At 31.7% G+C, this 21,863-nt stretch carries 13 protein-coding genes; 10 read left to right on the forward strand and 3 right to left on the reverse strand.

Annotation, left to right across the window (positions count from 1 at the left end; translation table 11 throughout):
* Positions 1–97: 97 nt before the first annotated feature.
* The 4 genes from AACQ14_RS19840 (at position 98) to AACQ14_RS19855 (ending at position 9,066) form a co-directional block, all read left to right on the forward strand.
* Positions 98–1,111: a DUF5696 domain-containing protein gene (locus AACQ14_RS19840; protein ID WP_339365343.1), complete on the forward strand. Its 1,014-nt coding sequence runs from the start codon at positions 98–100 to the stop codon at positions 1,109–1,111.
* Positions 1,112–1,151: 40 nt separating this feature from the next.
* Complete coding sequence (locus AACQ14_RS19845; protein WP_339365331.1) at positions 1,152–3,431, forward strand: glycosyl hydrolase family 95 catalytic domain-containing protein; 2,280 nt, start codon at positions 1,152–1,154, stop codon at positions 3,429–3,431.
* Between the two features lie 68 nt (positions 3,432–3,499).
* A complete protein-coding gene (locus tag AACQ14_RS19850; protein ID WP_339365332.1) occupies positions 3,500–5,491 on the forward strand; it encodes a DUF5107 domain-containing protein in 1,992 nt (663 codons plus the stop codon).
* Positions 5,492–5,550: 59 nt separating this feature from the next.
* The gene (locus AACQ14_RS19855) at positions 5,551–9,066 is read left to right on the forward strand and encodes a galactose-binding domain-containing protein (protein ID WP_339365333.1); all 3,516 of its coding nucleotides are present in this window, start codon (positions 5,551–5,553) and stop codon (positions 9,064–9,066) included.
* A gap of 61 nt (positions 9,067–9,127) precedes the next feature.
* Here the strand turns inward: AACQ14_RS19855 and AACQ14_RS19860 are convergent, their stop codons facing one another.
* Positions 9,128–9,997, reverse strand: a complete 870-nt coding sequence (locus AACQ14_RS19860; protein WP_339365334.1) for an AraC family transcriptional regulator — start codon at positions 9,995–9,997, stop codon at positions 9,128–9,130.
* Between the two features lie 118 nt (positions 9,998–10,115).
* On the opposite strand from AACQ14_RS19860, the gene AACQ14_RS19865 reads away from it, so the two are divergent.
* The 3 genes from AACQ14_RS19865 to ltaE all read left to right on the forward strand — a co-directional run bounded on the left by AACQ14_RS19865 (position 10,116) and on the right by ltaE (position 15,288).
* Complete coding sequence (locus AACQ14_RS19865; protein WP_339365335.1) at positions 10,116–11,165, forward strand: uroporphyrinogen decarboxylase family protein; 1,050 nt, start codon at positions 10,116–10,118, stop codon at positions 11,163–11,165.
* A gap of 249 nt (positions 11,166–11,414) precedes the next feature.
* The gene (locus AACQ14_RS19870; protein WP_339365336.1) at positions 11,415–14,066 is read left to right on the forward strand and encodes a glycosyl hydrolase family 98 C-terminal domain-containing protein; all 2,652 of its coding nucleotides are present in this window, start codon (positions 11,415–11,417) and stop codon (positions 14,064–14,066) included.
* A gap of 202 nt (positions 14,067–14,268) precedes the next feature.
* A complete protein-coding gene (ltaE, locus tag AACQ14_RS19875) occupies positions 14,269–15,288 on the forward strand; it encodes a low-specificity L-threonine aldolase (RefSeq protein WP_339365337.1) in 1,020 nt (339 codons plus the stop codon).
* A 7-nt stretch (positions 15,289–15,295) separates the two neighbouring features.
* On the opposite strand, the gene AACQ14_RS19880 is transcribed toward ltaE, so the two are convergent.
* Complete coding sequence (locus AACQ14_RS19880; RefSeq protein ID WP_339365338.1) at positions 15,296–16,810, reverse strand: response regulator transcription factor; 1,515 nt, start codon at positions 16,808–16,810, stop codon at positions 15,296–15,298.
* Between the two features lie 21 nt (positions 16,811–16,831).
* Positions 16,832–18,553 (reverse strand): sensor histidine kinase, encoded by a 1,722-nt coding sequence (locus tag AACQ14_RS19885; RefSeq protein WP_339365339.1) that lies wholly within the window; start codon positions 18,551–18,553, stop codon positions 16,832–16,834.
* A gap of 290 nt (positions 18,554–18,843) precedes the next feature.
* On the opposite strand from AACQ14_RS19885, the gene AACQ14_RS19890 reads away from it, so the two are divergent.
* The 3 genes from AACQ14_RS19890 to AACQ14_RS19900 all read left to right on the forward strand — a co-directional run.
* Positions 18,844–20,181 carry an ABC transporter substrate-binding protein gene (locus AACQ14_RS19890; protein ID WP_339365340.1) on the forward strand — a complete coding sequence of 446 codons (1,338 nt, stop codon included), beginning with the start codon at positions 18,844–18,846 and terminating at the stop codon, positions 20,179–20,181.
* Positions 20,182–20,286: 105 nt separating this feature from the next.
* Positions 20,287–21,180, forward strand: a complete 894-nt coding sequence (locus AACQ14_RS19895) for a carbohydrate ABC transporter permease (RefSeq protein WP_339365341.1) — start codon at positions 20,287–20,289, stop codon at positions 21,178–21,180.
* Positions 21,181–21,192: 12 nt separating this feature from the next.
* On the forward strand, positions 21,193–21,863 hold a 671-nt coding region (locus tag AACQ14_RS19900; RefSeq protein WP_339365342.1), incomplete at its 3' end, for a carbohydrate ABC transporter permease.

Here is a 21,863-nt window from a genome sequence, read left to right on the forward strand (position 1 = left end):
CTATTAATTTCTTAACATTAGAGTTCCTAATGTTAAGAAATTAATAGGTAGTCCTATAATACATACCAATATTTATAAGCATGTAGTTCCTGACAGCATTTTTTATGATAAAGATAATCCTGATAAAAATGAACAGCTGACAACATTTAACAGTAGGATTGATCAACTCAAGAAACTAAAAGACATGGGTATAGATAAGGCATATGTTCATCTAGATGGATGGGGTAAAATGGGATATGACAACCAGCACCCAGATGTATTACCTCCCTGTGAAAAAGCTGGCGGCTATAAGGGAATGAAAAAATTATCAGATACCTGTAAAGATTTAGATTATATCTTTGCCACACATGACCAATATCGAGATTATTATCTAGATGCAGATACCTTTGACATTAATCAAGCTATTGTAGATGAAATAGGTGATGTTGAGATGGAAGCTACATGGGAAGGTGGAAAACAAGCATATCTTTGTGCTGCTTTTGCTCCGTACTATGTAAGAAGAAATTTTGAGATGTTAGAAGATAATGGGATTGAGTTGAGAGGTAGCTATTTGGATGTTTTCAGTGTAATAGAATTAGACGAATGTTTTCATGAAGAACATAGGATGTCGAGAAAAGAATGTATGAATAAAAGAATAGAATGCTTCAACTATGTTAGTTCAAAGGGAATATTAACAAGTTCAGAAGAATGTTGTGATTGGGCAATACCACATATGAATCTTGTTCACCATGCTCCCCATGCCTTATATCCCAATATAGATACAGGTAAATCAAGAGGTATACCAGTACCTTTGCTGAACTTGGTTTATCATGAATGTATTATAATTCCGTGGACCCTTTCAAAAGGAGGTTGGGGTATACCTGTACCTCAAGATGGATTCTTATATGCATTATTAAATGGTGGAGTAGGTTATCTTAGTATAGAGGCTGACAAAGAAGAAATTGATAGGAATAAGATTGTATGCCAGCTGTCTGATAAAGTAGCTATGTGTGAAATGGTAAGTCATGAATTCTTGGATGAAACATGCAATAAACAAAAGACAGTATTTTCTGATGGAACTTTTGTGGAAGTTGATTTTGATAATGACCAGTATAAGATTGGTAATTTATAAGTAGCACTATACCTAGCTGATATATGAGGAGAATAAAATTATGGATTATAAAAGAGAATATAAAGCACCTAAGTCATATTGTAATCTTAGCTTTGATGAGCCTATATTGAATTGGGATGAAGGAATTCCCTTAGGTAATGGATTAACAGGTTGTTTGATTTGGGGAGATGGTTCTCCATTGAACTTCAGTCTGGATAGAGGAGATCTATGGGATAAACGTCCAGCCAGTGAGACTCTAAGAGATGATTTCAATTATAAGAAACTAATAGAATTAGTAGAAAACAGGGACCAGCAAGGAATCAGAGATTTATTTGATAACTGCTACAATAAACCAACTCCAACAAAAATTCCAGCAGGTAAATTAATACTGGATTATGGGAAGGCAAATAACATAAGAAGCCAATTAAATATTGAAAATGCTGTTGCTGACATCTGTATAGTAAAAGAGGGAGAGACCTCTACTATAAAAAGTTTCATACATGCTGCTAAAAAGATAGGTTTAATGACAATATCTAATTATGAGATGGTAAAAGAATTAAAGATTGTAGCTCCAAGATTTGGAGTAAAATCAGATAAACTAGACGATCATGGATATAAGAATGAAGATGAGTTACATAAATCAATAAGATATCTAGTATATCCAAAAAAAGAGTTTCATGAGGAAGATAATCTAAGATGGTTTGTACAAAAAACAGCAGAAGAGCTTGATTACGGGATAATATTAGGTCAAAAGGTCATTGGAGATAATTTATATATTGTTTACAGTATCGGTTCAAGCATAGATGGTCAAGATTGGCTTGAAGACCATAAAAATAATATACGTGAAGCACTAGAATCTGGTTTTAATACTATGCTGATAGATCATATAAACTGGTGGAAGAAATTCTGGGAGAAAAGCTCAATTACGCTATATGATAAAGAATTGGAGAAAATGTGGTACCTGACTAACTACCTTTTTGGAGCATGTTCAAGAAAAAATGCTCCACCTATGCCATTACAAGGAGTATGGACTGCTGATAATGGTGAACTGCCTCCTTGGAAAGGTGATTATCATAATGATTTGAACACTCAATTAAGCTATCTTCATTACTTGAAAGCCAATCATATAGAAGAAGGTGAAAGCTTTTTGGATTTCTTATGGGATCTTGTACCTGAGGGACAAGAATTTGCAAAGGAATTCTTTGATGCTGATGGATTATGTTTGCCAGCTGTAATGACTATAGATGGTAAACCACTTGGAGGATGGCCTATGTACAGCCTGAATTTGACTAATCAGATATGGTTATGTCAATTCTTTCAAAGGCATTGGGAGTATACTGGTGATGATGAGTTCTTAGAAAACAAGGCATATCCTTACTTAAGAGAAACAGCAAGATGCATGTTAAGATGGCTGAAACCAGGTAAGGATGGGAAATTATATCTTCCATTATCTAGTTCACCAGAAATTCATGATGATGAAATAGAGGCATGGTTGACACCTAACAGTAATTATGATTTATCATTACTCAGATATCTATTTTCAACTTTGTGTACTATGGCAGAGGTTCTAGGATATGAGGAAAAATCTATATGGAAAGAAAAATTAGAATTATTGCCTGAGCTGGCTGTTAATGATAATAATGTTCTTATGCTGTCACCAGACGAATCATTGAACGAAAGTCATAGACATCATAGTCATGCAATGGCAATATATCCATTAGATTTGTTGAATTATAATCTAGGTGGAAGAGATAAAGAAATAATTGACAGTACCATAGAGGACTTAGAAAAATTAGGTAAAGGTCTTTGGGTAGGTTTTTCATTTACATGGATGTCAAAATTTTACTCAAGAAAGGGAAATGGAGAAGGAGCAGCCTTTCAATTACAGCTTTTTTGGGAAAATCTTTGCTCCAAGAATGGTTTCCATCTAAATGGAGATTACAAAAGCAGAGGATTAACTAATTGGCACTATAGACCATTCACATTGGAAAGCAATATGTGTGCTACTGATTCTATCCAAGAAATGTTGTTGCAGACATTCGATAGAGTAATAAGGGTATTTCCTGCTATACCTTATGAATGGAAGAAGAATGGTACTAGTTTCAAGGATTTCAGGGGAATGAAAGGAATTTTAATTTCTTCATCAATTAAAGATGATAGATTGGAATATATTCATCTAAAAGCTCATAAACAAGGTGAATACACTGTACAAAATAAGTTCGATTCAGAATTAATTATTATCAAGAGGAAAGATAATATTGAGAAAGTAAATTGTAAAGTAGGCATGAATTTTATAGTTGACTTAAGGGCTCATGAAGAATGTACTATAACAGCTAAATAATCTATAACTACAAAAAGAATCTGTTGCAAAACAATAAATTAAATTGATAATTGAAATGAGGAATTAAAATGAAACCATCACTTATATTTACTAATAATTATTATGAATGTGAAGAAAAAATAGAAGAATCATCAGTACCATCAATTTGTGAAATGATTAATGTTCAAAACAAAGATAAACAACAAAATTTCTTATCAGAAGATGAAGGACTACATATAGGATATGGTAAAATCGTAGGCTGTTTTCCATATAAAGAGCAGAATCAGTATACTACTGATCTGAAAAACAGAGAGGTAGCAGTAGCAGTTTTAGAAAATGATTACTTGAAGGCAACATTTTTGACAGAGTATGGCGGTAGGTTATGGGAATTAATAGATAAGAAGAAAGGAAAGAATCTATTATATACAAATGATGTAATACAACCTAGAAATCTAGCCCTCAGAAATGCATGGTTCAGTGGAGGAGTTGAATGGAACTTAGGTGTGATTGGACATTCACCTTTTACCTGCGATAAGTTATATGCAGCCGAAACTACTAGAGAAGATGGCACGCCTATACTTAGATTCTATGAATTTGAAAGGATACGTAAAGTAACTTATCAAATGGATTTTTGGCTAGAAGAAGATTCTAACATTTTATTCTGTAGAATGCGTATTGATAATAGAAATTCTGAAATGATACCTATGTATTGGTGGTCTAATATAGCTGTTCCAGAATATGAACACGGACGACTTGTTGTTCATGCAACAGAAGCTTATAAGAATTCTGCAAGTGGAGGTATAAGAAAAGTTCAAGTACCTGTTGATAATGAAGCCGGATATGATATTACATTTTATGAAAATACCATATCATCAGTAGATTATTTCTTTGATATTCCATCAGATGCTAAGAAATATATTGCTAATGTTAATAATGATGGTTACGGTCTTTTACAGCTATCATCCAACCGACTCCAAGGAAGAAAACTGTTCTCATGGGGACATATAGAAGGTTCTGATAATTGGCAGGATGTATTGACTAAAAATGCAGGAAAATATATTGAAATTCAAGCTGGTGTAGCCAAAACTCAATATGAATGTATTCCAATGCCACCTAACACTGTTTGGGAATGGATAGAATGTTATACAAGTGTAGATGTTGAGCAAAGTAGCATATTCAACGAGTATGATAATGCAGTAAGAACCGTGGATGCTCAAGTAGAGAATATCTGGAAGAAATATGACCTGGACACAATGGTTGCTGATACAAAAGAATCTGTAGGAAAGAAAAAGTTCAATCTTGTTAGGACTGCCAGTGGTTATGGTGCTCTTGAAAATAGGCTAAGAGAAAGACTAGGAGAAATTTCAATAAGTGAACATCTTGAATTTCCAGTAAGTGATGATGTAAAAGACTGGCTGGATATTCTGGAAATGAACACTTTTACTCACAAGGATTCTAATATAGCACCATCTAGTTTTGTAGTCGGTGATGAATGGATAGACATACTAGAGAAATCTTCTAAGGGAGAAGGAAAAGATAACTGGTATGTATGGTACCAATTAGGGGTTATGTACAAGTATACTAACAGGCTTGAAGAAGCTTTGAATTGTTTCAAGGAATCTTTGTTTCTAGAAGTAAATAAATGGTCTTATCATGGAACAGCATATCTATATAATGAAATCAATGATATTGATAAAGCAGTGAAATATGCTTTAAAAGCTATAGATTTAGGCACAGATGATTATTCATTATGCGAAAGCTGTATGAAACTTCTATTGAATAATGAATTCTATGAACTCATAATTAAGACTTACCATATATTGGGGGAAGAAATACAAAACAACAATCGAATAAAGATGTATCTAGCATTTGCCTACGTTAATACAGGTAATGTTGATAAAGCTGACAGGATGATGAATGAAGAAGGAGGATTGGATGTGGTTGATATCCGTGAAGGAGAAATAACCATCACAGAATTATGGGAAGAAATATACAAATTAAAAAATCCTGATGTGAGGGAAGAAGATATAAGAGTACCTAAAAAGTATAATTATAAGATGAAAGTATACAGTGATAATTAAACTATAGATATTATATCTATTTTAGTAGGTAAAACTATATATTTTGGAGGAGAAGGTATATGAAAGATAGTATTATATATAAAAACAAAAAGAAGATGCTTGTAACAGTATTAGTATTTTGCATGATGTTAAGAATTAATCTAAACATATCTAAGGGAGTTTATGCAAGTAATGAAGTGTCTGATACTGATACTTTTGCATCAACAAATACTATGTATACTGATGATTTTAATGATAACACTATAGATAATCTTGCTGTAGTCAATAATCAAACAGCTAATATATATGGTCATGATGGGATTGTACGACTTCTAGGAACTAGTGGAGATGCATTCGTTGTAGATAATGATTCAATGGATATAAAGAATGGACTCTACCAATTTCGAATGAGACCATCAAGTGAAGCCAGATGTGGAGGTCTATTTAGATATGCCTCCAATGATACTTATACTTGGGTGGGGTATGAAAAAGATGGTCATTGGAGGATTAGAGAGACCATAGATGGTGTTGCTTCTAATGATATATATGTCCAAAGAGATGAATTGACACCTTATCAGTGGTATACAGTGAGGGTAATATATATAGACAAATATATTAAGGTGACATGTAATGATAAAGTAGTCTACGAAGGTCAGTTAAATAATAGTCAGCCAGCTGTCAGTGGTAAGATTGGATTCATGGGCTGGTCGGAAACAGATAATTTATTTGATGATATTCTACAGACTAATGATACTATGGCTACAACTGATATCACCAATGGTATGATTACTGTTAAACTAGATAAGTTTTTTCCACAACCCCTAGAATACAGAATCAATAATGCACAATCAATGCTTTATGGTGCAGATGCTCAAGAGCATCCTCAGATTAAAATTAATGGGACTTCATATGATGTTAAAGTGACGTCATTTCAAACTAATGGGGATTCTGCGGATTATGATGTATACATACCGGGATTTGATGTGTCTATACATTACACTTTTATCCTAGAAGAGAATGCACTAGTTAGAAGAATTACAGATATAAGTGGTAATGGAGAACCTAATGTAGAGACAATTAGAATTACAACAGCTATTATGAGGACTGTGGAAGAACAATCTGGAGCTTATTGTATATATACTTTTTTAGAAAGTAATGGACATACCATAAGAGATATTGCAAACAGTGTATCAGGATTTCAAGGTACCTATGAATATACTGATTGGCCAATAATATGGAATGATAATGCTGTTGGAGCTGTTTATAACAATGTTTATGATTATCCTTTTGTCTTTGCTGGGAAAACTGGAGCAGATGGTAAAAGATGTTTGGCTATCTATGATAATCAGTATCATTATAGGGTTAAAGGCATTAAACCAGATCTAATGTTCGAGAGTAAAACCTATATTGGTGGTGACACCAATAATAGTTCCTATGTGAATTGGGAAGATGGAGCTATATGGGTACGTGAACAGTTGCCTCAATTGCCAGTGGAATTAAAGAACTTTTTCCAGAATGGAGGTAATTGGCATCAGGTTCATGGTGCATTTCAGGATGAAAACGGTTCATTAGGAGGAGCTTCCCAGATAAAAACCATTTATCCACAAGCCCTAGCTTTTATGAAACAAATCTATCACCAAACAGAAGGTTCTAATCATGTATTAGCATATGTTGGATGGAATGGACATGGACATGATGATGATTATCCTGATTGGAATCAAGTATTCAATCCAGGATTAGGCGGTAAGGATACAGCAGTAGAATATTATTCAAAAATCAAAGAGTACAATGGTGAACTATCTTTCCATGTAAATGCAGATGATATGTATGAAGATTCACCAGCTTATGATGATGATATTCTAGCTAAAAATAAATTCGGTAATAGAATAAAGTCATGGCAGTATGGTGCATTACCAACAGCTTATGCCATTTCACATTTCAAAGACTATAAAAAAGGTACTATGGATACTAGAAGGAATCAATTTCTAGACAACTATTGGGAGCCATTGGTGATATATCAAGATGTCATGCTTGTGAAAAATAGTCCTTATGATGGCTATTATGATGCAGAAGAAAGATTTGCAATGAAGATGCAGGCAGACGGTTTTAGACAAAGAGGAGTCTATATGGCTACAGAATACTACCAGCCATTACATCGTAGGAACGGTATATTTGTATTCAAGAGTAGATGGGGAGATTCAAAAGTAGATAATTTCATTAATGAGGGACAAACAATATATGCTAAGTATTATGAAGACTCCAATCATTATCCAGGTGCAGGATACAAAGAGACTTGGGGTGTGCTATCATCCAACGAGAGATGGGGAAATATGAATATTACTATAAAAGATAGTATAGTCCACGATACATATATCTATGCATTACCAGCAGCATATATGAGAAACTATAATGCATTAAGCTGGACGGATAATAATAGTGAATATAAATTAACTTTTACTGATAATGTAGTTTCAAGATGGGATAAGGGAGATAATAAGTATAGTCTTACACATGGCGATGTTGTTATAGCTGATGGTTACGACAGGTTCATTCCTTCACCAGATGGTACAGAAAAAATATTCATCTTCTATGATGGGGCAAAATCATGTGAATGGACATTGCCAGCTAGTTGGAATAATTACTCATTTGTTCACTTATATGAGCTGACAGAAAGCGGAAGGTCATATATTAAGAAGGTACCAGTAATAAATGGTAAGGTTGATATATATGCAGAGAGTCATACTCCATATATAATTCTTAATGGAGATAATGGTCAGCCAAGTGTTGGTCCAGTTGACTCTGCATTAAATAAAAACACTGTTTCTTCGTCCAATGATGGCTCTAATATATCAGATAAAGCTGTTGATGGAGATGATTTGACTTATTGGACAGCTAATGAAGCCAATAATCAGTGGATAGAGGTAGACCTGTCCCATGAGACTCAGGTAAATAGGGTAGAGATAAAAGAAAATGGCAGCAATATAACATCTTATCGTATCCAATATTGGAATGGTAGTGACTGGATTGATATTTATAGTGATGGAGCAATAGGCTCATATATAAATAAATCATTCCAAACAGTAAGTACCGAAAAGATAAGATTATATATAGATACAGCTGACTCTAATCCTAGTATTTCACATTTTGGTACATTCAGTGATCAAAATCTAGTTATAGGTAAGAGTGTCAATGCATCATCAAAACATGATTATCTTTTTAGTAGTGTGGGTAATTTTAGTTATACTTATCAAACGATACCAGCATGTGCCATAGATGGAACAACTGAATCTTTCTGGGCAGCTGAAGGAGAGACTTCAGGAGCATGGTTAGAAGTTGATTTGGGCAGATCGATGTCATTTGACAGAGCGGTCATTAACGAGAGAGGTAATGCAGTAAATGGATTCCGCTTACAATATTACAATGGTTCTTCATGGATGGATGTTTACTCAGGTACAACAATAGGAAGTTCTAAGGAAATAGATTTCAATAAGGTTCAAGGAACTAAGGTAAGGTTATATATTGATTCGGCAACAGCGGAACCTAAGATAGAAGAATTCTGTGTATATGATGTAGGTGGAATACAATACGATAAATAATAGTTAATAACGAATAGGCTTCGGGTTAATCCCACAGCCTATTCTATATTTTGGGGATTTATTATTTTTCAGAAGATATTTTTTTATAGTCTTTTGGACTCATACAGGTGAACCTTTTGAAAACAGTTGCAAAATATTGACTTGAGGAAAAGGATAAGGTGAATGCAACATCAGTTATTGTCATATCAGTTGTACTTAATAGAATCTTGGCTGTGCCTATTTTTCTTCTGAGAATATATTCATGAGGAGGCATGCCAAATTGGTTTTTGAACTTAGTTTTGAATCTTGTTTCAGATAATCTGCAAATTTCTGCTAGTTCAGAAATACTAATGTTGCTGTAGATGTTTTCTTCTATGTAGTCTGTTATATTCTGCATAGTATTATTATAATAATCATCATCATGAGTATTTTTGCATTCTATTACGTTAAGGAGTAATTCTGAAACCAGATTTCTAATAATTGTTTTTTTATATGGAACATTTTTAAAGGGAATCTGTATCAAATTATCGAATATATCAGCTATTTTGGTTGAACCTTTGAATACTCTATCTTGATTATTATTAACCAAGTTGACAATATTATCGCCTTCAATATCTCCGTATCCAATTAAATTATTCTTATGCTTATTAAGGTTTATGATGAAATAATAGAAATAGGCTTTATCTTCTGGATTACAGCCTGTACTATGAAGCTCATCAGCATAGACTATAAAACATTCACCACTTTGAACTACGTAATCTTTGTCTTTTACATTATATATCTGTTCGCCCTTTACAATATAAACTATTTCTATTTTGTTCTCATGAATATGTGCATTGAGAGGTTGTCTTGCTTTTATATAGTTTACTTTTCCTAATGTAAAAGAGAATTCTTTATCAATAACTGAAAAATCCACAACACAACGTTCATTAACACCAGTTTTCTTATTCACCAATAATCTCTCCTATATAATTTTTATCCATTTGTATGATATTATAGCACGTTACTATTTTGAAAGAAAGTTCTAGATGATTTTGATATAATGTATCAAAAAGCAGGAGGTAAGTTCTATGATTAATAAAATAAATTATCAAAAAGCAGTAAGATTTGAAAGACCTGATTATATCCCTATGACATTTCACATCAATGATTCTTGTTGGGAGCATTATCCTCAAGAAGAACTATTTGAATTAATGGAAACACATAAATTCCTGTTCCCTGATTTTAAGAGAGCAGAAGGGGTCTATAAACCTGTATTTGCTAATTGTGCACGTAAAGATGAGCCATTTGTAGATGATTGGGGTTGCTTATGGGAAACATCCATGGATGGAATTACAGGTACTGTAACTAAGCATCCATTAGCTGATTGGGGAGCTTTTACTAACTATAAAGCACCAGACCCTACAAAATGTATGGGTATCGGTAAAATTGATTGGGATAAAGCAGCTGAAGATATTAGAAGAATCAAGGAAAATGGAGACTTGGTTTTTGGAGGACTACGTCATGGACATACTTTTCTTCAATTATGTGATATAAGAGGGTATCAAAACCTTATTTTTGATATGGTTGATAATCATCCTAATCTTGTAAAATTAATTGATATGATTGAAGAATTTAACAGTTATATCGTTAATAAATATCTTGAAATAGGTGTTGATGTGATGGGTTATGCAGAGGACTTGGGAATGCAGAAAGGACCTATGATATCACCTGATTATTTCAAGAAATATATCAAACCAAGTTATGAGAGACTAATGAAACCAGCTCGTGATAAAGGAATTATTGTCCATATGCACTCTGATGGGGATTTGCATGATCTTATTGATGACCTTATTGATGGTGGTGTAGAAGTTATTAATATGCAGGATAATACAAATGGTGTTGATTGGATAGCTGATAAGTTCGCTGGAAAAGTTTGTATAGAGATTGATATTGATAGACAATTCATTACTCCTAATGGTACTCCAAAGCAGGTTGATGCACTTATTAGAGAAGAGGTAGAAAAAATAGGGAGAAAAGAAGGCGGTCTCATGATGATTTATGGACTTTATCCTGGTATACCTTTGGAAAATGTTAAGGCGTTAATGGATGCAATGGAGAAGTACGCTTTTTATTACTAATAATACATATGTTATGGTTTTTACTCTTATAAGTAAATAAAAGATAAGGAATGTAAAAAAATGCTCATACATCCACCATATTTATTTCAATATAATTAAGATATGAAATAAATAAGTTATAATTGAGGTGATGATATATGAGCTGTTTAATTTGACTTACACAAAATATTTCTCTACTAGAATAATACTACATAGCCGTTTTCTTGAAGTTCAATGCAGTTTAAAACTATACAATATGGAGGAAGAGTAATGAAACGAATTGTAAGTCTTTTTATAATATCGGTTTTTTTATTTAGTTCTATGTCTAGTGTGTTCAATATTAATCATGATGTTCAAGCGTCAACACCTCTTAGAAGACCTATATCGGAAGATAACCCATTATTTTTCTATAATATCTATTATGGAGATCAGGGACCAGATAATATTGAAGCTTTTTGGAATGTATTACCTGATGATGTCAAAGATTACTTTGCTATCATGATCTTGCCTGAATCTCCTTACAATTATACTGAAGTCAATAGGAATTGGATTGAAAGCATGTTGGATAAAGCACAAGAATTAGGTGTTCCTGTAATTATCCAAAATGAATCCTTCAATACTCATAGTAATATACCAAAATCCTATTATTCACAGTTGTTTGATGAGTATTCTGTACTTATTGGATTATGTATTGCAGAGCTTAGTGTTGCCAATCTAGGTGTAGTTACTCCAGATGCTAGCACAATACAATCTATGAAAGATACCATTGATACTGTAGCAGCCAAAGGTGGTTATTTCATATGGCAGGATATGGCTACCTTCACTACACATGTTTTTCTTAAGATAGGAGCTGATAATGAGCTTTTCAATAAGTTCAAGGATAACAGTGAGCATATTATTATTATGGATAAGCACAATGGAAAAAGTAAGCGTTTTGTTACACCAGCGGCGGCAATGGGATTATGGTTATCAGACTTAGCAGGAAATTGGGGAAGCAATTCAGAAGACTGGTTATGGGCTGAAGCAGGTTATTCAAGATTGTATGAAGAACCTGAATCTGTTATATGGACAGATATATTCAGAAAAGATGAATGGAAGAAAGTATTTACATTCCCAGATGCCCAATATGGAGTGGACTGGTTACAGGATATGGCATTTGGTGCCAATGTCTTTTCATTAGAATGTCCTTATCATGGTTTTACATCTATGGAATCAGACCAGCTGACACCAGCATTCAATAATGTTGTCTTACCACTTATAAGAAAAATGATTAACGATTCTATCATTCCAAGTAAACAGGAAGTATATGATAAAGTCAAGGTTGCATTCCATCCAACTGAGCAGAAGCCAGGCGCATTAGAGGATGATGAATTCTTCAAGAAATTGTATGGTGCTGATAATAGTGAACATGAATGGATGCCTTCCAATGGAAGATATTTTGGAATACCAATATTACCTGTTCTGTCAGGTGAAGATGAGATGAATCATTTTACTAGTATTCTTCATTCTAATAAATATGATGGTCATTTTCCATCTGTTTATGAAAAGGTTAACCTTATGAATTCGATTTATAATTCTATAGGGACTGGTGATTCGTGGTTTGTAAATGTTGATGATAACTGGTTTATTGCTAATCCTCATGAGAATGAGAATGTTGCTACAACTTTTGAGTTTCCTCTTAAAATAAATACTTGTACAAGTATTAGTGGGCAGATTGACCCTCATACCTTCAGCATTATTGAAGAAGGTGAAAATTCTCTTAATATACATCTTAGCAACTATCGTATTGATGCTGAAACAGATGTATGGAATAATCCTAATTATGAATTCAAGAATGATATCAAAGAGTATGTTCGTAACCAGTATATTGCTAATCCTACAGATGATGAGCTTCGCCAGAGTATCATTAAGATTAAGGGTGCTACAGATGGTGAACCAAGTATAACTAGTATAGAGGGTAATAATGGTTATAATTATTCTGTATCTTGGGATGCGGCACTAAAAGAATATACAATAACAATTAATCATAATGGACCAGTTGATATAACAGTTAATGCAACAGGATTTAACGAGGATACTACTAGTAAAAACATTGCTCCTTTTGCACATGTAAGTACTTCCAGCTACGAAAACGGGGATAATATAGATGAGTATGCTATTGATGGTTCTATTAATACAAGATGGAATGCAGCACATAGCGACCAAGCAGGTTCATGGATGAAGCTTGAATTTGACAAAAAAGTTACGTTCAATAAAGTTGTAATTAAGGAATTCCTGGATAGGATGACTGGATATGAGCTTCAATATTGGGATGGAACCCAGTGGGTTAATATTACAGCTGCAATTAATGTTGATAATTCAGTACATACTTTTGATTTTGATTCAGTAACAGCTAATAAAGTAAGACTCTATGTAACTGAGACCAAAACAGATTCTAATGGATGGGGAAGTGAACCATCAATATATGAATTTGAATTATATAGTGACAGTGATGAAATTCCAGTAAGTAATCTAGGATATAATCTTGCCACTAATAAGAATGTAAGCTGTTCCAGTTATCACAATAATGACGATTTCTATAAAGCTAATAATGTAACTGATAATAATCTTATGTCTAGATGGAATGCGGCAGGGGGTACTGGACCTGGTGAATGGCTGGAAATTGATTTTGGAGAGCCTACTACTTTTAGTAAGATTGTATTGAGAGAATTCTTAGACAGGATAACAGGTTATAAGTTACAATACCTGGATGGTAATGATTGGATAGATATTACTGAAGATTCAACTATAGGTCATTATTGTATCAATATATTTGAACCTATAGAATCCAGCAAGGTAAGATTATATATTACATCATCTAAAACAGATTCTTGTGGTTGGGGCAGAGACCCATCAATATATGAGTTTGAGGTTTATAATTAGAATATTAGGATGAACAGTAAGATAAAGGTATCTGATAGTATATTAGATGCCTTTATCTTTGTTTGGTATATCTAGAGAATTTAAAATTATTAAGAGATTCAGGGCTGGTAATATATAATATGAATTATTTATAATTTTTAATTTTAGTTATCAGTAATTAATGTTATAATGTATAACAAGATTTACGAAGGAGGATACTAGTATGATTGATTTGAGAAGTGATACTGTAACTAATCCAACAACGAAGATGAGAGAAGCTATGTATAATGCTGTTGTAGGAGATGATGTCTATGGAGATGACCCTACAGTAAATGAGTTAGAGAAATATGCTGCAAAGCTAGTTGGTAAAGAGGCTGCAATTTTCGTACCAAGCGGAACTTTTGGAAACCAAGTTGCTCTACTTACACATTGTAATCGTGGTGATGAAGTAATATTAGGTGATGATTGCCATATAGTTCAACATGAGGTTGGTGCATCATCAGTAATTGCAGGTGTTCAACTTAGAACTCTTACAAGTAACAAGGGAATATTGGATGTAGAAGAGATAAGAAGTAAAATAAGGGAAGAAGACTTGCATTATCCAAAAACAGGTCTTATATGTGTGGAAAACGCTCATTCCAATGGAAGAGTCATACCAATAAAAGTATTAAAAGAAATATATTCAGTTGCCAAAAATCATGATATACCAATACATCTAGATGGTGCAAGGTTATTTAATGCGGCAGCTGCACTTAACGTAGAGGCAGAAGAAATTACTAGATATTGTGATTCAGTAATGTTCTGTTTGTCAAAAGGTTTGTGTGCTCCTGTTGGTTCTATTGTAGCAGGAACTGAAACTTTTATTGACAAAGCCAGAAAGAATAGAAAACTTATGGGTGGGGGATTACGCCAAGCCGGTATACTAGCTGCGGCTGGATTGGTAGCATTGAAAGACATGACAAAACGTTTACATATTGACCATGAAAATGCTAAGAATTTGGCAGCTAAATTAAATGACTTAGACAATATTCAAGTGTTCTTAGAAGATACTCACATCAATATGGTATTCTTCAAGATAACTAAGGATATAGATTATGATGATATAATTAGTTATTACAATAAAAAAGATATTAAAGTTAATGGTCCTGAAAATGGTATTATGCGTTTTGTAACCAATAATGATGTCAGCGAAAAAGATGTTGATTATATAGTTGAATGTACTAATGAGTATCTGAACAATTAGTAGAATATTAAGAAGAATAATGCTTAGGGGAGCATCCGTGAATCTTCTTGAACTTTTTACTGAAGTAGAATACATCAGAGTATCCAACCATCTGTGATATCTCAGTGACATTATATTTATTAGTATTAAGAAGTTTTTTGGCTTGTTCCATTCTAAGTTCAGTAATATATTGTAGAATGGACTGGCCAGCTATTTTTTTGAATATACTTCCTAGGTAAGTAGGAGTTAGTTCAAAGAAATCTGAAATCTCAGCTACAGATAGAAAAGGGTCAGTATAGTTTTTTTGAATATATTTAATCACCCTATTAACTAAAGATGTATTGGAAGGTTTTTCATGATTAACATAATCCATACATTGGTTACTATAAGTATTGACTGTATCTTGTAGATATTGAAGAGAATAATTCTCTGATATTAATTCTTGGACAAAACTATTAATACTCTTAGAATTAATCTGATCAGGAAAATGAATCTGAAGAGTCACAAATATTTCAGTTAAGGACAATATTAGATAATCTTTAGAAGCATTTTTTCTAATATTAATAAAGATGTCATTTATTAATTTCTTTAGGTCGCTGTAATTCTTAGAATTTAAGCATAATAATAAATTTTTTCTTATAGTTATTGTTTTATACTTATTTTTATTAGGGGATGATAACTTTTTGCTTAATATAATATTATCATCAATAAAATACCTTTGATAAAGGAGATTCCATACTAGCTTATAATTTTTTGTCCAATTTTCTTTAATAGATATAAAATCACCAATAGCAATAAAGACATAATTATCTTTCGTTATATAATCAATAACCATTTCTTTAATATAGTTAACTTTTATTGCTGTTTTGCTTTTTGTTATAAGTTGTATTATTGAAATTGACTCACTTTCTTTGTATGATTGGGCAAAAATAGTTTCTTTATTTAACTCATTAAAGCATTTTGCCAAATAACTAATAAATGAAGCAATATAATTATCATGGTCATTAGGATAAAAAACACCTATAAATAGTAAAGAATGATAATTTTTAAAATCAGGATATTCTTTATATAGGCTATGAATATTATTAAAGTCTAAGATGGTGTTATATAAATATATATGTTTCTGGTAATTATTATAATCATATATTTTTTTCTGCTTTTCCAGAGATTTTAATATTGTGTTTTTACATGAAAGTAGTGCTTCATTCAATGTGTCCTTATTAATTGGTTTTAAAAGATAATCTTCTACTTTGAATTTGACAGCTTTTTGGGCGTAATCAAAGTCATTATAACCAGTTAATATAATAATTTTAGTTTTTATATTATTAGTCATAATATGCTCTGCTACTTCGATTCCAGATTTTATTGGCATCTTTATATCTAGCATTAGTATATCAACTTGGTTACTATCTATTTTTTCAATAACTTCATTTCCATTTTCTGCTTCACCAATGAATTCTAATTCTAGTCTTTCCCAGTCAATAATTTTTATTAATCTTTGTCTAATAAAATATTCATCATCAGCAATTAATACAGTCAACATTTAGAAAACCTCCATATATAATTAATTTTTATCCCGCTTTGCTATAGTTACAGTAACAGTGCATCCTTTATTGGGTTCGCTGGTAATGTTAAGTCCATAATCATTACCGTAATATAATTTTACTCGTTTATCGATGTTTTTAATTCCAAAACCGTTTCCAGTTTCGCTCCATATAGTTGCTAATCGATCTTGAGTGATACCTATACCATTATCTGTTACGGTAAATATTATCTTGTTACCTGATTCTTTAACGCTTATATTAATAATACCTTTACCTTCAATTTCTTTTATTCCGTGATAGATACTATTTTCAACAATTGGTTGTAGTAGTAGTTTTAGGCAGATTTCATTTTTTAACGATTCTGGACAATAAATAGTATATTCAAATTTATTATAATACCTAATTAACATAATGTGCAAATAGGATTCTATTATAGACAGCTCATTTTCTATAGTTATAAAAGAACTTCCTTTATTTAATATTTCTCTATAGAACTGAGAAAGGCTCATTACTATATCTGTAAGTTTTTCTTTTTCATCGATTTCTGCTAGAGAACAAACATTGTCAAGAGCATTATATAAAAAATGAGGGTTTATCTGCTGTTGTAGTAAATCTAGGGACAATTTCTGTTTCATTTTTTGTTCCTTGATTAAATCGTTAGTTAATTTTGATTGGGCTGTTAGCATCTTGTTAAATTCACGATAGAGAAACCCTATTTCTTCGCCTACCTGTAATTCTTCCATAGGTTCCCAATTACCTTCTATTACGTGTTGTATATGATCAATTAATTTGTGAATAGGTGAAGTAATGTTTTTTGATATTTTATGTGAAAATAATGTTGCTAATATTATACAACATAATGCAATAAGTGCAGAAATTAGTATAATAGTATAAAATGGTTTAAGGAAAAAATTCCTATTTATTTCATGCATGATATACCAATTTAATTTGGGAAAATATTTATAGAAAACAATATTATCGTTAATAAACGTATATCCTGAAGATTTACCATCAATAACGTCTAAAAAATTAGTATAGTATTGATAAAGTTTATAAAAACCATCTGTACTTTTAATTAAACCATATTGATCAAGGATAAATTGGTTACCATAACCTCTTTTTGAATTATAACTGTATATATCTGAAATAGAAGTTTCGGGGATAGATATTTCAATATATCCTAACAATTTTCCAAAATCATAGCTATAAAAGTCTTGCAAATAGGATAGAACATTAATTGTATCATTAACCATATAAGGTTGCATTTTTTCTCTAGAAATCCAAATACTTTTAGATATGTTAATACCTTCAATATCTGGAGAAGTAGTAGATGTATCTGTTGTAGCAAGTAAAGTTCGGTCATAGCTGTAAATGGATACAGAGTGAATGAATTTAGTCGATTGAATAATGGTTTCAACCCTATTTTTTAAAGCAATAGAATCTAAATAAGTAAATACATGGGCATTATTATTATATTTAATAGCTAAAGCTTGTACTATAGGATCGACGGCTATAGTTTTACCAAAATTTTCAACTGTTATGAGAGAAAAATCTAGCTGCTTGGATATATAATTTAACTCATTTAATGAAGCAGTTGTAGTAAGGTCAAATTGGCGAGATACCATAATTGTTGATGTTATTATAAAAATTAATGAAATAACTATTACAGAAGTTAATATAATACTTAAAAAAATCTTTTTATTGATAGATAATGTATGTACTTTTCTTGAAAATTTAGCCATAAATATTACCGCCTTCAATGTAATTTTTAATATAATATATGGATATAATAGGAGCAATGATTCCTTTTTATTTAAAAGACAAAATTGTGCAAGTTGACTAAGTAACTCTATTATATATATTTAAATTATGTAAATGCACTATAAGTATACATGAAAAAACTCCATAAGTAAAAAAAAATATAGAAAAAGTACAAAAGATATGGAAAATGTCTATGGCTAGTTTGTGTAATATTTGATATTATACACTTGCGATAATTTATAAAACTAAAATAAAACAAGGGGGTACAGCTATGAAAAAGATTATTGCGTTACTGTTAGTATTGACAATGGGTCTTAGTTTAACTGCATGTGGAGGAAATAAGGATGATTCAAATGATACTCCAAATGATAGTCAAAAAAGTACATCTAAAAAAGATGAAAAGATTGAAATTAGACTTTTAACAAGAATGGCAGGTACAAGTACTCAGGTTGGAATTTTTAAAGATATTATTAAAGAATTTGAAGCCAAACATTCTGATGTAGTGGTAGTTGATGAATCACAAGGTGATGAATCTTCATTTAATAATAAGCTAAAAGCAGATATTGCATCAGGAACACTTCCAAATATTTTTAGAATACAAGGTGTTGCAAATCTAGGAGATTATATAGAAAACGGATTAATCATGAATATGGATTCTGCACTTGAAGCGGATCCAGAGTGGAGTCAAGGATTTACCGAAGGTGCACTTAAATATTATCAAGTTCCTGGATATGAAGGTACTTATGCTATTCCAATGGAATCTGGATTAATTGGAGTATTCTACAACGAAGCTCTTTTCAAAAAAGCAAATATTGATAAATTTCCTGAAACATGGAGTGAGCTTAAGAGTGCTATAGAAAAATTAAATGCTATTAATGTAACTCCTATTGCATTAGGTGCAAAGACTACTTATATGGCAGGACATCTCCATGATCAAATCTTTTACAAGTGGATGGGAACAGATGCTGCAAAAGAACTTGGAGCTAGAAACTTAAAATGGACAGATGAAGATGTAGTAGAAACTCTTGGTTTTGTTAAAGAATTATATGATTTAAAAGCTTTTCCAGAAGGAGTAGCAGGTATTTCTGATGATATTGTATTAACACAATTCTTAAAAGGTGAAGCAGCTATGATTATCACAGGACCTTGGAATATAGGTAAATTAACAAATCCAGAAGAGACTGAGTTTGTTAATGATATAAAAGTTGCTAAGTTCCCATATTTTGATGAAAAACCAGAATTTAAGGATCAAGATATGCAGATTGTAAGTCCATATATGGTAAATGGAAAATTAGAAGGTAAGGAAAAAGAATATACAATTGAACTATTAAAAATGCTTACATCAGCAGATGCTGCTAAACGTTATGCAGAAGAAGCACAATTTATAGTTCCTCGAAAAGATATAGATATTGATGAAAGTAAAGTAAGTACTTTATTTACTGATGTTTTAAAATTAAGTGGAACTTCAGCAGGTATGGCTGTAGACGTATTTGATTATGATCCTCTTGCTTCTATGCAGGATAGAACAAGAAATTCTATCGTGGGTATGTTTGTTGGAAATACACCTGAACAGGCTGCTCAAGAAATTCAAAGTGAAATTGATAAATAATATCATTTATACATTTTAAACTTAGAGTTCTAGAGGAGAAATATCTTCTCTGGAACTTTTTAAAATAACTTGTAAACATATGATTGTTTGAAGGGAGGACCTATTTTGCAAAATCCAAAAACTATACAGGCAAAGTCTAAAATATTTTTATTCTTAGTACCTGCTTTAGTAATTTACGTTATCTTTTTAATTCTACCAATGATAGGAGCTTTTTACTTTTCTACAACTGACTGGAAAGGTATTAAGGGTGTTGCGATTGAATTTGTAGGTTTGAAAAATTATATATCTGCTTTTAACAATCCAGCATTTATTTTATCTTTAAAAAATATGGCCAGAATGGTCTTTTTCAGTGTTTTATTTCATACCCCTATAGCTTTATTATTGGCTGTAGCCATAAATACTAAGCTAAAAGGATACAGATTTTTTAAAACAATCTTTTTTGTTCCAACGATATTTCCATTAACTTCTATTGGTTTACTATGGTATTTTATTTTTATGCCTAATGGCTCAATGAATAAATTTTTAACAGTTATTGGACTTCAAAATTTAGCTAGCAATTGGTTAATTAATCCCAGTACAGCCATTAATACAATTATATTTGTAAATATATGGACAGGAATTGGTTATTATATGGTTATTCTTCTTGCAGGATTAACTACTATACCTGAAGATGTTTATGAAGCTGCTGCAATAGACGGAGCAAAAAGTTTTAGAAAACTTTTTTCCATTACTATTCCTATGCTTAAGCCAATTATTACAATGTGTATATTAATGGATATTATTGGTACAGTAAAAGTTTTTGATTTGATTTTTGTTATGACAGAAGGAGGACCAAATGGACTTACTAATCTTCCTACAACCTTAATGTATTATGAAGCGTTTAGGTATGATAATTATGGTGTCGGAAGTGCGATTGGTGTAATCATATTAATTATTGCATTAGTTTTAACTTTAGGAAGTCAATACTTAATGAATAGAAAAGAAAAGGTTAATGGGTAAGGAGATGATAAGATGAAAAAAATAAAAAATTTTAAAATAACATGGGGAAAAATAGGAATGTATGTTTTTCTATGTCTAATGGGATTTGCCTTTATCGGCCCTATGTTTTTTACTCTAGTATCTTCACTAAAAAATAATACAGAAATATTTGATTCTCCTTTTAGTCTACCACAAAAACTGTTGTTTAATAATTATATAGTAGCATGGAAAGAAGCACATATGGGTCAATATTTCTTTAATAGTATTTTTATATCAGTGGCAACAGTTGCATTATTAATTATAGTTGCTTCAATGGCAGCATATGTTTTATCTAGATTTAATTTTAAGATAAATAAATTTTTAATCATATTTTTCCTATTAGGAATGATGATACCAATGCACACTATTTTAGTTCCTGTTGCCTATTTGATAGGAGAATTAAATCTAAAAAATAATTTAATTGCACTCATTTTATTATACGTAGCTTTTTCACTTCCATTCAGCATATTTGTTTTAACTGGATTTATGAAAGGTATTAATAACTCTCTGGAAGAAGCTGCTATTATAGATGGAGCAGGATATTTTCAAATATATCATAGAATAATGCTACCCATGACTATACCTGCTATATCAACTATATCCATTTTTAACTTTTTAGGTGCTTGGAATAATATTCTTTTCCCATTATTATTTATCAATAATAA

This window comes from Vallitalea maricola, assembly GCF_036985595.1.
GTDB lineage: Bacteria > Bacillota > Clostridia > Lachnospirales > Vallitaleaceae > Vallitalea > Vallitalea maricola.

Bases quoted from the DNA above. Each gene is read 5' to 3' on its own strand.
- ltaE (WP_339365337.1), top strand. From the start codon at position 14,269: ATGATTGATTTGAGAAGTGATACTGTAACTAATCCAACAACGAAGATG.
- AACQ14_RS19850 (WP_339365332.1), top strand. From the start codon at position 3,500: ATGAAACCATCACTTATATTTACTAATAATTATTATGAATGTGAAGAA.
- AACQ14_RS19880 (WP_339365338.1), bottom strand. From the start codon at position 16,810: ATGTTGACTGTATTAATTGCTGATGATGAATATTTTATTAGACAAAGA.
- AACQ14_RS19870 (WP_339365336.1), top strand. From the start codon at position 11,415: ATGAAACGAATTGTAAGTCTTTTTATAATATCGGTTTTTTTATTTAGT.
- AACQ14_RS19855 (WP_339365333.1), top strand. From the start codon at position 5,551: ATGAAAGATAGTATTATATATAAAAACAAAAAGAAGATGCTTGTAACA.
- AACQ14_RS19890 (WP_339365340.1), top strand. From the start codon at position 18,844: ATGAAAAAGATTATTGCGTTACTGTTAGTATTGACAATGGGTCTTAGT.
- AACQ14_RS19865 (WP_339365335.1), top strand. From the start codon at position 10,116: ATGATTAATAAAATAAATTATCAAAAAGCAGTAAGATTTGAAAGACCT.
- AACQ14_RS19885 (WP_339365339.1), bottom strand. From the start codon at position 18,553: ATGGCTAAATTTTCAAGAAAAGTACATACATTATCTATCAATAAAAAG.
- AACQ14_RS19845 (WP_339365331.1), top strand. From the start codon at position 1,152: ATGGATTATAAAAGAGAATATAAAGCACCTAAGTCATATTGTAATCTT.